This is a genomic window from Hoylesella buccalis ATCC 35310 (genome assembly GCF_025151385.1).
GTDB classification, from domain to species: Bacteria; Bacteroidota; Bacteroidia; order Bacteroidales; family Bacteroidaceae; genus Prevotella; species Prevotella buccalis.
Map to the genome: position 1 here is coordinate 1,602,298 of NZ_CP102287.1, position 16,715 is coordinate 1,619,012.

The following is a 16,715-nucleotide window of genomic DNA, read 5'->3' on the forward strand; positions in this document are numbered from 1 at the left end:
TAATATTATGATGAAAACTCTCAAACGTTTAGGAGCTTACATGGGAGGGCGCAAATACTTGCTGCCATGCTCCGTAGCACTGTCGGCAGTCAACGGACTGCTGTCGCTTGTCCCATTCATACTTATGTGGCTCGTGGTGCGCACACTACTAATCGCCAAGGGCAACCTCTCAAACACACCCCTTATAGACTATGCCCTGTGGGCTTTTATTATATCGGTGGCAAACGTGTTGCTCTACTTTTTGGCACTGATGCTTTCTCACCTTGCAGCATTCCGTATCGAAACCAACATGAGGCGCAAAGCGATGCAACGGCTGATGCGTGCACCATTGGGCTATCTCGATGAACAAAACACGGGGCGAATGCGCAAAATCATTGATGAGGATTCGGGACAGACACATACTTTTGTGGCACACCTGCTACCCGATGTGGCAAGTTGCATCGTTGCTCCGATAGGTGTTATCGTACTGTTATTCGCTGTGGATTGGCAGTTGGGTACGGCTGCAATGATACCTCTCATTGGTGCGATAGGCATTATGGGATATATGATGAACCCGAAGAACAACCAATTTCAAAGGCTCTACCTTGATGCGCAGGAGAAGATGGGAGCTGAGGCGGTGGAATATGTAAGAGGTATTCCCGTAGTCAAGGTGTTCCAACAAACAGTCTTCTCGTTCAAACGTTTCTACGATAGCATTATCAGCTACCGCGACCTTGTCATCAAGTGTACGCTTGTGTGGCGCACGCCAATGTCATTTTATATACTTGCTATCAATGCCTTTGCCTTCATCCTCGTTCCTACTGCTATTATCCTGATAGGACTCGGTGGAGATACAAGCACAATTATCGCCAACGTGATACTTTATGTGGTGATTGCACCGCTCATCGCTTCCAACGTGATGAAAGCCATGTATCTCAGTCAGGACCTGTTCATGGCAAATGAGGCTGTAGAACGATTAGAGCAGCTCACTGATATTGCACCGCTCTCGCAACATGACGAGCCAAAACGGGCAGAAACGTACGACATTCGTTTCAACGATGTTTCGTTCCGATATGAGGGAGCGGAAAAAGATGCAGTGAGTCATATCAACCTTACCATTCCCGAAGGCAAGACGGTTGCGCTTGTAGGAGCGTCGGGCAGCGGAAAGACCACGATAGCAAGACTGATACCCCGTTTTTGGGACGTGCGTCATGGCAGCGTTACCATTGGAGGTGTAGACGTGAGGGATATGCGCAAGGACGAACTGATGCGCAACGTGTCGTTCGTCTTCCAAAACACCCGTCTATTCAAAACTTCGCTCATCGAAAACCTACGTTACGGCAATCCTGATGCAACAACCGACCAGATTAACCGTGCCATCGACCTCTCACAAAGTCGCGAGATTATCGACCGTCTGCCACAGGGATTGGATACCGTTATCGGTGCCGAAGGTACTTATCTTTCGGGAGGTGAGCAACAACGTATTGTTCTTGCCCGTGCCATTCTGAAAGATGCTCCTATCATAGTGCTCGATGAAGCGACCGCCTTTGCCGACCCCGAAAACGAACAGCTTATCCGTAAAGCACTGGCACATCTCACACAAGGAAAGACCGTACTAATGATAGCTCATAGACTTACCACTGTGCAGGATGCCGACAGCATCGTAGTTGTGGACGACGGCGAGATAGTCGAACAGGGCACGCACAAGGAACTATTGAGTGAGGAAAAGTATTACCACCGTATGTGGAATGAATATCAACAATCCGTTTCGTGGAAACTATCATCTATTAAAAGTCATAAAGTCATAAAGTCATAAAGTCATGATTAAATATTTTCAAAACCGTTTCGCTCTTACGGAAAAAGGGGCAAAGGACTTGCGGCAAGGCATCATCTTTTCGACACTGCTCAACCTTGTGCTGATGCTGCCACCCACTTATTTGTTTTTCTTCCTGATGGAGTATCTCGATAATATGCCAAGGAATGCCCCTCATACGTTGTGGTTTTATCTCCTCATGGCAGCAGGACTTATGGTCGTGATGCTCATCGTGATTCGTCGGCAATACGACAGTACCTATACCACCGTATATAATGAGAGTGCGCAACGCCGTATCTCCTTAGCCGAGAAACTGCGCCGTTTGCCTCTCGCCTTCTTTGGTGAGCGCAATCTCTCCGACCTCACTGCCACTATTATGGAAGACTGCACACAATTGGAAACAACGTTCTCGCACGCCATTCCCCAACTGTTTGCTTCCGTGGTGAGCATGGTCATTATCGCAGCGGGAATGTTCTGTTACGACTGGCGATTAGCCATCGCTCTGTTTTGGGTAGTGCCATTTGCCTTGGTGGTGCTATTAGTTTCACGAAATCGAATGGACAAGGCTTTTACACATGTCTACCACATCAAGCGTGGCGTGAGCGAACAGATACAGGAAGGACTGGAATGTGTGCAGGAAATCAAGTCGTACAATGGCGAGGACGAATATAACCAGCGGTTCGACCAGCGATTAAAAACATTAGAAAAAGGACTTGTTGCCGGTGAACTCTTGACAAGTGTGTTTGTCAACATCTCCGCTGTACTGCTTAAATTAGGCATGCCTACCGTCATCGTTGTAGGCGCATGGATGCTCCAGCGTGGCGACGTGTCGGTGTTCGTCTATTTGGCGTTCCTCCTTGTTTCGGCAATGGTTTATAATCCTATCCTTGAAGTATGCAGCAACCTTGCTATTCTTACTTTTCTCGATGTACGCATCAAACGAATGAAAGAGATGGAGGCAATGCCCATACAGACGGGCAACACCAAGGTGGAAGTTTCGAACTATGACATTGAGTTCCACAACGTCAGCTTTTCCTACGAAACAGACAAGCAGGTGCTTCACAACGTTTCATTCACTGCCCGACAAGGCGAGATAACCGCACTCGTTGGTCCATCTGGTGGTGGCAAGAGTACCACTGCCAAGCTCGCTGCACGTTTTTGGGACATCAATAGCGGGAAGATAACTCTGGGCGGACACGACATCTCGGGCATAGAACCAGAGGCGTTGCTCAAAAATTACGCCGTAGTATTTCAAGACGTGATGCTCTTCAATGCCTCCGTTGCCGACAACATACGCATAGGAAAGCGCGACGCCACCGATGAGGAGGTAAGGCATGTGGCACGATTGGCACAGTGCGATGACTTCATCAATCGTATGCCACAAGGCTACGACACGGTGATAGGCGAAAATGGGGAAACCCTTTCGGGTGGGGAGCGGCAGCGTATCTCCATAGCCCGTGCGCTTCTGAAAGATGCTCCTGTCATCCTCTTGGACGAAGCCACCGCCAGCCTTGATGCCGAGAACGAGACAAAGATTCAGGCTGGTATCTCCGAACTGGTGCGCAACAAGACTGTCATTATCATTGCGCACCGCATGCGCACCGTATTAGGTGCCGACCACATCATAGTACTCTCAGGCGGAACAGTCGTGGAACAGGGTACACCCGATGAACTAATGGCACACAATGGGACTTTTGCACAAATGGTAAGACTGCAACAAGATTCTCCTTCGGCAAACATCTCATCAAAAATAAAAACAGAAACCAAATAAAAGAAAGCAATCATGAAAATCGAAAAAATCAACAACCTTTTCAGGCAACTGGCCAACTGGATTTTGCGCCATCGGCTTATTGTGGGTGCGCTGTTTGCGGTGGTCATCGCCTTTTCGCTCGTTGGAGCCAAGCGCATCGTGATAAGAACTTCGTTCGATGACTATTTCCTAAGCGACGACCCTATACTGCTCAAGACCAACGAGTTCAAGTCTATCTTTGGTAACGACTACTATGTGGCAGTGCTGGTAAAGAATAAGGACATCTTCTCCAAACGCAGTCTCACACTCATTCGTGAGCTGAGCAACGAACTGAAAGATAGTTTGTCGTACGCCGACAAGGTAACATCGCTCACCGACCTTGAGTTTGCCTCTGGTACGGAGGAAGGTATGACCATAGAGCAGATTGTACCCGAGCAAATTCCATCGGATGCCGCTGGACTGAAAGAAATCAAGCGTAAGGCTTACAGCAAACCCTATCTAGCAAAGAAAATGGTATCGACCGATGGAACGATGACATGGATCATGGTAAAGCTGCGTCCCTTCCCTGCCGACAGTGTGTGGAAGAAGACGAGCGACATGGCTCCCGACATGATTACCGGGAGGGAAGCTGGACATATCATAGGCAAGGAGAAATATGCAGAACTGTCGCCCGCTGCTGCGGGAATGCCTTATCTGAGCTATGAGAAGGTGGTCTATCTCAAGGGCGAAATGGGACGATTGTTCCTCTTCGCATTTATCATCTCTATTGTAGTAATGCTCATTGTAACTCGTTCGATACGTGGAGTAATAGCACCATTGCTCACCTCTGTCTTAGGACTGCTCATCAGCTTTGGCATCATCGGCTGGACAGGCATCTATATCGACATGACTACCATGATGATAGCCGTCATTCTCACCTTTGCTTGCTCCATTGCCTACAACATCCACCTGTACAACTTCTTCAAGACGCGCTTCGTAGAGACAGGTAGGCGCAGGCAATCCATCATCGACGCAATGGGCGAGACCGGTTGGGGCGTATCGCTCTCGGCACTCACCACCGTGGCTGCCATGATGACTTTCCTTTCCATGAACATCGTACCCATGCAGGCAATTGGTATCAATACATCAATCAGCCTGCTCGCCGTATTGATTACCTGCCTTTTCATCACTCCCTTGCTGTTGTCGTTTGGCAAAGATAGAAAACCAACTGTCAACATGTCGAAGAGCTTTGAGGGCTATATTGGCAATCGGTTTGAGCAATTCGGGAGCTTTGTGATACGCCATCATCGGGGCATTGTCGCGTTGTCGGTGGTGCTGACGATTTTCTGTGGCATCGGACTCTTCTTCATCGAGCCAGCGTTCGACATTGAGAAGACGATGGGGAGAAAAGTGCCTTACGTCAACAAATTCCTCAACCTTTGTGAAACGGAACTCGGCTCCATGTATGCTTACGATTTGATGATTACGCTGCCGCACGACAATGATGCCAAGAAACCAGAAAATCTACAGAAGCTCGACCAATTGTCAAAAATTGCTGACGGCTACAAGCTAACCAAACGCCATAACTCCATCACAGACATTGTGAAAGACATGAATTGCACACTCAACGGAAACAAGCAGCAATTTTACACCATTCCCGACAATGCCGATATGGTGGCACAGTTGCTGTTGCTCTACGAAAACGCTGGAGGAACGGAGTCGGAATACTGGATGGATTACAACTATAAACGGCTAAGGCTACAAATAGAACTGAAAGACTACAACTCCAACGAAGCAGAAAAGGAAATGAACAACCTTCAGGCGGAGGCACACCGTCTCTTTCCCGATGCACACGTTTCGGTGGTAGGAAATGTTCCGCAATTCACCGTCATGCAGCAGTATGTGGAGCGAGGACAGATGTGGTCGATGATGCTATCGGTATTGGTGATCGGCATCATCCTCTTACTGATTTTTGGAAACTGGAAAGTAGGACTCGTAGGGATGATACCCAACATTGCCCCTGCCATTATCGTAGGTGGAATGATGGGCTGGCTCGGCTACCCACTTGACATGATGACCGCCTCGCTCATCCCGATGGTCTTGGGTATCGCTGTCGATGACACCATTCATTTCATCAACCACAGTCATGTGGCATTCGACAAATATGGCAACTACAAAATAGCCATCAACCGCACCTTCCGCACCGAAGGACTTGCCATAGTGATGTCCACGGTTGTCATCTCGGCTACATTCATGGGCTTCGTCTTCTCCGATGCCACACAGATGAGCAACTGGGGCATACTGGCAGTAGCAGGCATGGTATCGGCTTTGCTGGCTGACCTCTTCCTCACCCCTATCCTCATAGACTATCTCCACATCTTCAAGCAAGAAAAAGTAAACATCAACAACACTCAAAATAACAATTAAACTCAAAAGTATGACAACAAGAAATTTTACATTGCTGCTCCTCGCCCTGTTGGCAATTGGTAGCGCACAGGCAGCAGGACTGTCTGGTAGGGATATTATGCAGAAAGTAAAAAACCGACCTGATGGCGACACACGCTACGCTACCGTAGAGATGACACTCATTCAACGAAGTGGACACAAACGCATCAGAAAACTCGAGTCATGGGCTATGGACGTGGGCAAGGACACAAAGAAAATTATGTTCTTCACTTATCCCGGAGATGTGAAGGGCACAGGATTCCTCACCTGGGACTACGACAATCCACGCAAGGTGGACGACAAGTGGCTCTATCTGCCTGCCATGAAAAAGACAAGACGCATCAGCGGTAAGTCGTCGAAGACCGACTACTTCATGGGCAGCGACTTTACCTACAACGACATGAGTATGCGCAATGTGGACGAGGAAAAACATCAGCTCCTGCGAGAAGAAAACTTAGGCGGACACCGATGCTGGGTGGTGCAGTCGATTCCCAATGACAAGGACGAAATCTATACACGTCGAGTAACATGGATAAGACAGGACTGTTTGATGGCTGTCAAGGCTGAATACTACGACAAACTGAACAAGCTACACCGCCGACTCTCTATCTCCAACATCGATAAAGTACAGGGATTCTGGACGATGCACCTCATGCAAATGGAAAATGTGCAGACGGGGCACAAGACCATCATTCGCATGGACAACCAGCGATTCAATGTCAAGGTGGCGCCCAACCTCTTCACCGTTTCCAAATTGGAGAAAGGGCTCTAAAATGAACCTGATACAACTATCCACTCTCTTGCTTGTGCCGATGTTCTCGGCACAAGCATCAGCCCAAATAGAAACGCGAACAGCAGCTATTGACAATCTTGAAACAGTACCCGAAGAGACTCTTCAGGAGACGTATGACAAAGACAGCGATGACGCATTACAAGTTCGGGTGAAGGGATTTCTTGACACCTATCACGCACTCCGAACAACGGGGAATGCAGACTGGATGGCGTCGAGAACTCGGGCAAGGGGCGAAGTGAGACTCGAAAAAGGAGCGACAGCTCTCTTTGTCTCGCTGAACGCTATTTACAACGGAATACTGAAAGAACGCACAGGCATTGAGCTGCGTGAGGCGTACCTGTCATATACCAAAGGCAACCTTGACCTGCGTGTGGGACGGCAAATCGTGATATGGGGAGTGGCAGACGCACTGCGACTTACCGACTGTGTGTCGCCCATCGACTACACCGAATTTCTCGCCCAAGACTATGACGACATACGTATGCCTGTGAATGGCTTACGTGCCAAATACACCTTGGGAGCCATTACAGCAGAAGCGGTGTGCAACCCTGTGACTAACTTCGCTGTGATACCTACCGACCTGCGCAATCCGTGGGCAATGCGTTTGCCGAACACCTCCCTCCCCTATTCCATAGACTTGGAAAGCGGAAAACCAGAAAAGCGACTGAAGAACATGGAATACGGCGGACGCATCACCGTCAACCTCAGCGGTGTGGATTTCTCTGTGAGTGCCTTGCGCACATGGAACAAACTGCCAACCCTCCGTATGGGAATGACAACCGACGGAAAGTCACTACACATCGATGGACGCTATCACCGCATGACAATGTTAGGAGCCGACTGTTCGTTACCCATCGGGCAATTCGTCATTCGAGCAGAGGTAGCCAAATACATCGACGAGGCGCAAAATGCTGCAATGGGATGCGAAGTGGAATGCCGCAATGCACTCAATGCCCTCATCGGCATTGATTGGTACCCTGGCAACGACTGGAATGCAAGCCTGCAATATTGCCACAAATACACATCGGGCAATCTCGAAAGACTGCCTATCTATCGCCATGCAGGGATAGCCACGGCACGGCTCGCCAAAGAACTGCTGCAAAACACGCTAAAACTTTCTACCTTTGCCTACGTTGATGTAACAAACGGTGGCATCTTCAATCGCCTGTCCACCACCTATTCACTCAACGATCAAACAGCAATCACTATCGGATACGACTATTTTCATGCCGACAGAGGAATGTTCAAGATGTATGGCAAAAACAGCGAGGCGTGGGTTAAACTGAAGTACAGCTTCTAACGATAACCACTACTCTGAGAGTAGGTTCTCGCATGGGCATGTCACATGCAAACTAAAAACATCCGCCGATGGTCATCAGAACTGTTCGAGGATGGCGATGCGCTTCTTCGTGTCGGGATGCGTAGAGAAGAGCGAGTTCATAAAACCCATCAGGCCTGATGACATCGCATCTGGCTGCACGATGAAGAGCTGGGCCACGTCTTGCTGTTTGACATCATCCAGTCCTGGGTCTTGCGACAGCTTGCGCAAGGCGTTGGCCAGTGCCATGGGGTTGCCACACAACTCTGCCCCACCGGCATCTGCCATGTATTCGCGTTTGCGTGAGATGGCGAAGCGGGTAACGAGCGTGAAGAAGTAGGCGATGGCGCAACAAATCAATCCCACGACGAGGATGATCAAAAACGACAGTCCGTTGCCCTTCTCATCGTTGCTTCTACGTGATCCGCCCCCCATCCACATCGTGTAATACAACATGCGCACCACCATGTACATCACCGTGGCGACAATGCCCACGAAGATAATGCTCACCACCAGCAGGCGCGTGTCCTTGTTACGAATGTGGGTAAGCTCGTGAGCCACCACGCCGGAGAGTTCCTCGTCGCTGAGGCGGTTGATGATGCCCGTGGTGAGCGTCACGGTGTAGGTTTTGGCGTTGATACCGCTGGCGAAGGCATTCAGCTGCGCATCGTCTACCACGTTAATCTTGGGCATGTCCATGCCGCAAGTCATGCAGAGGTTTTCCACAATGTTGTAGATGCGCGGGTTCTCGCGCCGCGTGAGCGGACGGGCACCGGTGGCATGCTGAATCATCGACACGTTGGAGAAATAAGCGATGACAAACCAAATGCCCACCACGATGAGCACCCAAGGAATGGCCTGGACGAAATAAGCGTTCACCTCCTCTACGTTGAGGGTGTGCACCATTTCGCCGTTCGCGTCGTAATAGCCCCCGCCTAAGTAGTTGAGCAACGCCAGAAAAACCCAAATCATCACCAGGATGATGACAGGAAACGCCACCAACAACAATGCACTCATGATGTTGTTGCGGCGTATCTGCGTTTGGATGCCTACGTATTTCATGTTTTAAAACTTCACCTCCGGCGCCTTTTCAATCTCAGCGCGCTGTTCGGGAGCTATCTCGTACATGGGTTCGCGCTTAAAGCCAAACATGTTGGCAAAAAGGTTGGAAGGGAATGTCTGCACGGCATTGTTCAGCTCGCGCGTTGCCGTGTTGAAGTAACGGCGCACGGCAGAGAGTTTGTTCTCGATGTCGGCAATTTCGTTCTGCAACTGCATGAAGTTCTGGTTGGCCTTGAGTTCGGGATAAGCCTCCAAAGACACACGCAGACCCGCCAAGGCTTGCGTCAGTGCGTTGTCGGCCTTCATCTTCTCGTTGATGGTCGTAGCCCCCATGCCCATGGCGCGGGCCTCGGTGATGCGCTGCAGCACCTGCTTCTCGTGTTCGGCGTAACCTTTGACGGCCCCAATCAACTGAGGAATCAAGTCGGCACGCTGTTTTAGTTGTACGTCGATATTGGCGAACGCATTCTCACGATTGTTGCGCAATCTCACCAAGTTGTTATAGATGCCGATGCATCCCAGTACCAGTAGCACGATGACTACCAAAATCACAATTCCTGTTACCATAGTTCCATTTATTTGATTGTTTGTTGGATGTACAAATATAATTAAAAGTTGCGGAAGTTCTTCTGATTTAAGATTTATTAGGAAACAAAGCAGAAAGAACATCCGTTCATCGGCACGACTCTTTCAACTAAACAGGGAGTTTGTTGGCAAAAACAATCATGGGCGTTTGTTTTTAACAACGAATCGGGCGAATTGCCATTTTTGAACAGGTATGTGTTTTTCCCTGGATTCTTTCAAATTATTAAATACAATATGTATCTTTGTTGTCGCGAAAAATGTATTCTTTCGCGACAAAAATATCTTGTAATTATGAACGAAAGTTTTTGAATATAAGATACTTGCTAAGTCAAAGAAAAGTAAATGAAATCCTATGAGTTACCTGAAGTTGTAGTCACCGGTCATTGACCTCAGAATGTAGAAGAAAAAGAGAAGAAAAGAGGAGGAACAAAACATGAAAAATAAAAATTTACTAATTCTAATGACTCTGTTAATTTTTGGGGGTGTTACAGGTTGTATTAGTAACAACTCTAACTCTCACCTCATATCAATACAAAAGAAAAATATTAAAGATGCTATTCAGAAAAAGGAAACAATTAAAAAAAACAAAATAGAGTTTGGTGATAGTCTTTTTGTGAAAAGAATTATTGATGGAAACTTTTTTCAAGAGAAATTTTCTACAGAACAGGACTATGCTTTAGTTGTAAAACACTGTTTTTCACATACCGATGAACAGTACGATGAAACTTTTGCTGATGGGTTGAGCCAAATGCTAATCAAATATCCTGACAAAATTAAAGGAATACAAAAAGCAATAAGCTTACTTCCTGCAGAACAACAAAATAAGGCTAACTACAATATGATGGTCTATATTGTATCTTCATGGATATTGGAAAACCATACTGATACCATGGACTTAAAAATGTTCTATCAAGCATATCCGTTTTTTAAACGAAGCTCTAAAATTGATAATATCTTGAAAGAACAGTTTGAAAATAGTATGGAGTAAATAGTCTTATCGTAGAAAAATAGATATAGTATCACGACATAGATAATGCTTCAAATCGAGGAACTTTTCTCTTCCCGTTGACTTGATTTCCAGCATATTGCTTGCAGATTTCAAGTATTTTTTGGAACTTTGCCATGAGGTTGTGCATAACAATGATTTTATAACCTGATTAGTTTTGTACCACTAAGTTACTAAAAAGTCAACGACGTGTACAACTTTTTACTCATACTTATCAACTTAAATAAATTCCGCCAACGAGTAGTTATCATATATTATGAATAAGTTTACTTACATACTATTTGTTTTCCTCTGTTTAATAAACTGTGCACAACCAAATAATAAAAAGCAAGTTTTAAAGGATAGGGCTGTGATATCACTAAAAACAAATGTGACAGGAAAAACAACTTTTTATGATTTTTTCAAAAAGTTCGCCTCAGACTCATGTTTTCAACGGAAACACATTTTGTTTCCGTTGAAAATTATATATGAAGGTTATGATTATGAAGAGGCAGACTCGATTCTTCATATCAGCAAGAGTGATTGGATATATACAAATTTCAACGATTCTATAATAGAAGGGCAAAAAATAATTTTAAAGGTTGATACAATGACGCATACTGTTATCTTAAAGGGCTACGATTCGGGAATATATATGAAATATTTATTCAAAACAGATAAGCGTTCTTGGATATTATTTCAGATAGATGACTATTCTAATTAACGTGAATTCGACAAATTCAGAATATCTTTGAATAACAGAGTTCTAAGATATAACAAATTTCGGTAATGCTCCAAATCGGGAGCTATTGTAATAACCATCTGATTATCAATTTAATTTATAAAAGATTAAGCATAAAGGCAGGGAAAGATTCTCTGCCTTTTGCTATATTTGTAGTCCAGAACAAAGAAAAATGAATATACGAGAACGCTTCGGCACTTTGCGCTCCAGGTTGGAAGTGAAAAACTCAAGTTTTCAACACCAAACAAGAGTTTTGTAAAAGGATTGACTAATTTTGCACTTGCTGGTTGACTCTATGCTGGCATTTTGTTGGTTCTGAACAGCAAGTTTTATGGTTCGTTTGATAATCATATTTGATAACATTTATTTCAAAGTTAATCAAATCATATCATTTTCCAAAATGTGCCAGTAGTATTTTCCACAATGAAATCAAAGAGAAATGTTGAATTATGTTGATAATAAACTCCCAATATTTCTTTCACAAAAACTTGTCTGTTTCATGAATAATTGCTATTATTTGCACTTACAACTATGGAAAGTGCTTAAATGTGTAGAATATGGGGATATATTATAAATCTTTATTGTGCACCCTTCTCCATAAACCTCTCTGGATCACGGAGAAAATCCATAACATTGACGATATATACCCCCTCTTCGTTCATGTAGGTAGGCTGCAGTCCATTCACTATCACGATCCGGCGAAAGCCATCGCGAAGTTTACGCAGTGAGGCCAGTTCCTGGTTACGCTTCTCTTCTGTTTCCATCGCATAAGCCGATTGAATATATACTCTTTCATAGCCACGGTTGCAGACGAAATCAACCTCCAACGTTTTCCTCCTGCGTGTACCATCTTCACCCTTTACTTCGGTAAACACTTGCCCGACATCCACTTTCATGCCTACAGCGCGAAGTTCGTTGTAAAGCATATTTTCCATTATGTGTGTAGGCTCAACCTGTCGAAAACCAAGACGGGCATTTCTTAAACCGAGGTCTTGAAAGTAATACTTATAAGGGGAATCTATGTATTTGCGTCCCTTAATATCATACCGTGTGGCACGTTCAAGCACGAATGTGTCTTCCATATATTCAAGATATAGGCGTATGGTATCCTTCGAAATGCTACTATGCTTAACACTTTTGAATGTGTCTGCTATTTTTGGTGGATTGGTCAATCCACCAACACAGGAAGCCATAATATCCACCAGTTCTGCAAGGTCGCTGTCTTGACGCACATCATAGCGTTCTTTAATGTCACGCAAATAGGTATGCTCCATCTGCTGCTCCAGATAGTTAACCTTCTTGTCTATGTCTTGCTCAAGCACTACCTGAGGCAAGCCACCATACAGCATATATTCGCGAATTAGTTCTTGTGAATAGTTTCCGCGAAAATCTGCCACTTCTTTGAAAGTAAGTGGGCGCACGTGTATTTCATCGCCACGGCCACGGAATTCTGTAATGACATCCTTCGACAGAAACTTCGCATTCGAGCCTGTCACAAACACGTCAACATTGCTGATGCTAAGAAATGAGTTCAATACATCTTCAAACTCACTGACAATCTGTACCTCATCCAGCATCACATAATAGTGACCATCTGATGACAGACGGCTGTTTATGTACTGCAGTAGGGCATCTGGATCTCTCAAACTTTTATTCAGACGGTTTTCAAGATTTACTCCTATGATATGATCTTCCTTTACCCCATGCTCAAGCAGATAGTTTTTGAAAAGTGTAAATAGCAGATACGACTTACCGCTTCTGCGCATACCTGTTATCACTTTTATTAAACCATTGCCACAACTGTGAATAAGTTGATTCAGATACTTATCTCTGCTTATATCCATATTCTCTACTCTTTGATTTTGTGCAAATACACATTTTTAACGACTACAAACATACGTTTTTCTCTTCATTCATACAAGTTTTACAAGAATAATCCTTATTCCTAAAACACATTTTTAACTAAAAGGCTTTCAATATATATGCTTTTGGATAAATAGCTGTCCTTTACCATTGGCAGATTGGTTCAGTAAATTCTTGCCTATGGAGTAGGGAATTGTGTTTTGACCCACTTTTTGGGTCAAAACAAGTAATGTCAAATAAAATTCCGTGATGATTATCCTAATCGGAAATCGCCACGGAATTTTGAGGATATAGATAAAAATATTATTGGTTATTTCACTTTTAAGCGTATAGTAAAATCGCTGTAATGCTTCAAATCGAGAGTTATCAAAATAATCATCTGATTATCAATGTGATTTTTAAAAGATTATGCGTAGAGGCAGGGATAGATTCTCTGCCTTTTGTTATATTTGTAGTCCAAAACTAAGAAAAATGAATATACGAGAACGCTTCGGCACTTTGCGCTACAGATTGGAAGTGAAAAACTCAAGTTTTCAACACCAAACACGAGTTTTATAAATGGATTGACTAATTTTGCACTTGCTGGTTGACTCTACGTACAATGATAGGGCTCTTCAAATATATACTCAAAAAGGTCAATACAGCCAAAAACAGTTGCGGCAATTAAAAGAAAAATTGAACGAATATATTAACACCAACAATTTAAATGTCAACGTAAGTGTTGATCAAATAAAATGACAGAAAAGTATTGCTGCGAATTAATTATCAAGATAGAAGCTCAAAGGATAGTAGATTTATTATCAAATGGTATAACTCTACTAGACTTTGAGCCTGTGAGAATGGATCTTTATTTTAATGAATTTAAGCAACCGAGAGATTTTATACAATATAATAGAGAATATATATTGAATAATCTTTCTATCTCTGAAGTTGATGGAGGCATAACAACTCTTTCTTTATATGATAAATATTATAGAAATCAGCATATTACTCCATTTTTTAGATTCAGAATTTTTGACTCAACCTTAGAAAATGAAGTTATAACTTGCTCTTTTGCGTGGATTGCTTATGCTAATGTAGATTGGCTAATAAAAGATGAATTTATTTTAGAGAAACTTCTTTTAAAAAATGAAGAGTTAGTTTATCTTATAGTATATAATCAAAACGATGCTTATCTGGAAACCCAAAAAAAGAAACAAAATATTAACAAGATTTTTTCTTTTCTAAGACAAGAGACTTGGGGAAGAAAAGAAATTGTTAATGGTTTAACATTTATAGCAGCACCGCTAATGTATTTTGGTAGTGGATATAATAGTATTATACCAATTGAAGAATTAAAAAAACACGTTAAATCATCATTCATTGAAATAAATGGGAATGAAATAATAAAGATAGAACTATCACCTCTATATGAACCACCCCAAAAGCACAGAAATGAACAAAAAGAGTACTGGAAATCAACGAATCTTTATAAAAAAATAGAAAACTATAAAAAATTGACACAAGTCAATTTTGCAGATGTTTTTAAAAGAAGACAAAATATTGTAGCTATGGGTAAACGAAAATGGTAGGATAATGTGGGTAATACGGTAATGCTCCAAATCGAGAGTTATCAAAATAATCATCTGATTATCAATTTAATTTTTAAAAGATTATGCGTAAAGGCAGGGATAGATTCTCAGCCTTTTACTATATTTGTACCCCCAAACAAAGAAAAATGAATGTACGAGAACGCTTCGGCACTTTACGTCCAGATTGGAAGTGAAAAACTCAAGTTTTCAACACCAAACAAGAGTTTTATAAATGGATTGACTATTTTTGCACTTGCTGGTTGACTCAACGCACTAAGTTACCAAAAAAGATAATGATTTGTACAACTTTTTGGCAAAAAAATATCGTCGAATTAATCCAACCAACAGGTCAGTTATATAAATAAGAGCCTAACAACTCAACGGCTCAATAAAACGAACATGACAGAAATACGAATTTATCAAAGCCTGCGAAAAAATATGCTTTGGGCTATCTTATGCTTTGTTTTTGCCTTAGGCGGATATTTTATTCTCACGGATGCCAGTACAAGCTGGCCAACAAAAGTATTGGGCGGAGGATTGGGAATTATATTCTTCGGCGGTGGCGGATTGTTTCTCACTCTATCAACCGTCTATAACCGAATTCGTCAAATTCCGCTTATAATAATCCATGAAGATAGACTGGAATTTTACGTACAGATCAAGGGAAACTATCATACTATAAATTTTGTGGATGTAGAGCGTTTTCGATTAATAAAAATCCAATCGACCAAATTGATTGCTGTTGATTATAAGGAAACGTCATTGATGCATGAGATAGAGAAATCATCGCCTTTTACGCAGCGTATGATGACATTCAATTTCTATGTGTCCGGAGCAATTGAAAGCCTTCCTGCTGATAATCTGACTATGAACGGGAAAAAGATATGTGACATATTAAACGGACGCTTGAATAAAAATGTATGAATAGGCAATAGATGTTTTGGCAGGAAAAAGGAAAACGAAAAATTAATCGATAAGCCATTCGTAAATTCAATCAAGATCACACATTTTAATAACCATTTTGAAATAAAAGTCAGTACAAATGAATAGGAATATTTTTTCTGCAACAATAATCGTTATTTTGCTGTATACAGGTTGTAACAATGTTAATAATAGAAAGATGGCAGTGTTATCTCTTCGAGAACTACCGAACTTTGTGCAAGATACATTGAGGAAACTACCTGTAGATAAATATGGATGTTACCCTGATTTAATAGATTTCACGAATAAATTTCATTATAGAAGTACGACAATTGGGCCTTGGCAACATTCTCAGATTCTAACGGATTCCATAAATCAGGTTTCCTACTCGTTCTCTTATGATACTCCCCGACCATTTATTGTCACTTCAACATTTATTGCTTTTCCTATTAACTATGTTAATTCACCTGAGATTTTTAAATTGGATACATTGTCTTTTAGGATTGTTTATATAGAATAATGTAATGCTACAATTGGGGGTAATACTCTAAAACAGTGGATAACGCTTCAAATCGAGGAACTTTTCTCTTCCCGTTGACTTGATTTCCTGCATATTGCTTGCAGATTTCAAGTATTTTTTGGAACTTTGCCATGAGGTTGTGCATAACAATGATTTTATAACCTGATTAGTTTTGTACCACTAAGTTACTAAAAAGTCAACGACGTGTGCAACATTTTACTCATACTTATCAACTTAAATAAATTCCGCCAACGAGTAAAGATGAAGCATTTAAAGATGTCACATTCATTGCACCAAACGCTACGTTATATTCGATCAGATTGGGAGATGAAAGAGTAGGAAATATTGCAACAGGAAAAGATTTCAAAACAACAATCCCTGGTCATTGG

Annotated in this window: 12 protein-coding genes; 9 read left to right on the forward strand and 3 right to left on the reverse strand. The window is 42.9% G+C overall.

Going from position 1 to position 16,715, the window contains the following annotated elements:
• The first annotated feature begins 7 nt into the window (after positions 1–7).
• From NQ518_RS06760 to NQ518_RS06780, 5 genes are read left to right on the forward strand one after another with little or no spacing between them, the layout of a single operon-like run.
• The gene (locus NQ518_RS06760) at positions 8–1,795 is read left to right on the forward strand and encodes an ABC transporter ATP-binding protein (RefSeq protein ID WP_227960338.1); all 1,788 of its coding nucleotides are present in this window, start codon (positions 8–10) and stop codon (positions 1,793–1,795) included.
• A 4-nt stretch (positions 1,796–1,799) separates the two neighbouring features.
• Complete coding sequence (locus NQ518_RS06765) at positions 1,800–3,563, forward strand: ABC transporter ATP-binding protein (RefSeq protein ID WP_227960336.1); 1,764 nt, start codon at positions 1,800–1,802, stop codon at positions 3,561–3,563.
• A 12-nt stretch (positions 3,564–3,575) separates the two neighbouring features.
• Positions 3,576–5,948 (forward strand): efflux RND transporter permease subunit, encoded by a 2,373-nt coding sequence (locus NQ518_RS06770; RefSeq protein ID WP_227960334.1) that lies wholly within the window; start codon positions 3,576–3,578, stop codon positions 5,946–5,948.
• 10 nt (positions 5,949–5,958) lie between these two features.
• A complete protein-coding gene (locus tag NQ518_RS06775) occupies positions 5,959–6,738 on the forward strand; it encodes an outer membrane lipoprotein-sorting protein (protein WP_227960332.1) in 780 nt (259 codons plus the stop codon).
• A gap of 1 nt (position 6,739) precedes the next feature.
• A complete protein-coding gene (locus NQ518_RS06780) occupies positions 6,740–8,059 on the forward strand; it encodes a DUF1302 family protein (RefSeq protein WP_227207718.1) in 1,320 nt (439 codons plus the stop codon).
• A gap of 75 nt (positions 8,060–8,134) precedes the next feature.
• Here the strand turns inward: NQ518_RS06780 and NQ518_RS06785 are convergent, their stop codons facing one another.
• Together NQ518_RS06785 and NQ518_RS06790 are read right to left on the reverse strand one after the other, a co-directional pair.
• Positions 8,135–9,139: a M48 family metallopeptidase gene (locus NQ518_RS06785; RefSeq protein WP_227207716.1), complete on the reverse strand. Its 1,005-nt coding sequence runs from the start codon at positions 9,137–9,139 to the stop codon at positions 8,135–8,137.
• Between the two features lie 3 nt (positions 9,140–9,142).
• The gene (locus tag NQ518_RS06790) at positions 9,143–9,706 is read right to left on the reverse strand and encodes a LemA family protein (protein WP_004351023.1); all 564 of its coding nucleotides are present in this window, start codon (positions 9,704–9,706) and stop codon (positions 9,143–9,145) included.
• A 451-nt stretch (positions 9,707–10,157) separates the two neighbouring features.
• Between NQ518_RS06790 and NQ518_RS06795 the strand changes: the two genes are divergently transcribed.
• Together NQ518_RS06795 and NQ518_RS13605 are read left to right on the forward strand one after the other, a co-directional pair.
• A complete protein-coding gene (locus NQ518_RS06795; RefSeq protein WP_227207714.1) occupies positions 10,158–10,712 on the forward strand; it encodes a hypothetical protein in 555 nt (184 codons plus the stop codon).
• A gap of 274 nt (positions 10,713–10,986) precedes the next feature.
• Positions 10,987–11,433, forward strand: a complete 447-nt coding sequence (locus NQ518_RS13605; protein ID WP_227960330.1) for a DUF4348 domain-containing protein — start codon at positions 10,987–10,989, stop codon at positions 11,431–11,433.
• Between the two features lie 596 nt (positions 11,434–12,029).
• Here the strand turns inward: NQ518_RS13605 and NQ518_RS06805 are convergent.
• Positions 12,030–13,295: an ATP-binding protein gene (locus NQ518_RS06805; RefSeq protein WP_227960328.1), complete on the reverse strand. Its 1,266-nt coding sequence runs from the start codon at positions 13,293–13,295 to the stop codon at positions 12,030–12,032.
• A gap of 753 nt (positions 13,296–14,048) precedes the next feature.
• Between NQ518_RS06805 and NQ518_RS06810 the strand changes: the two genes are divergently transcribed.
• Positions 14,049–14,885 carry a hypothetical protein gene (locus NQ518_RS06810; protein WP_227960325.1) on the forward strand — a complete coding sequence of 279 codons (837 nt, stop codon included), beginning with the start codon at positions 14,049–14,051 and terminating at the stop codon, positions 14,883–14,885.
• A gap of 399 nt (positions 14,886–15,284) precedes the next feature.
• Complete coding sequence (locus tag NQ518_RS06815; protein ID WP_227208540.1) at positions 15,285–15,809, forward strand: STM3941 family protein; 525 nt, start codon at positions 15,285–15,287, stop codon at positions 15,807–15,809.
• Positions 15,810–16,715: the final 906 nt, after the last annotated feature.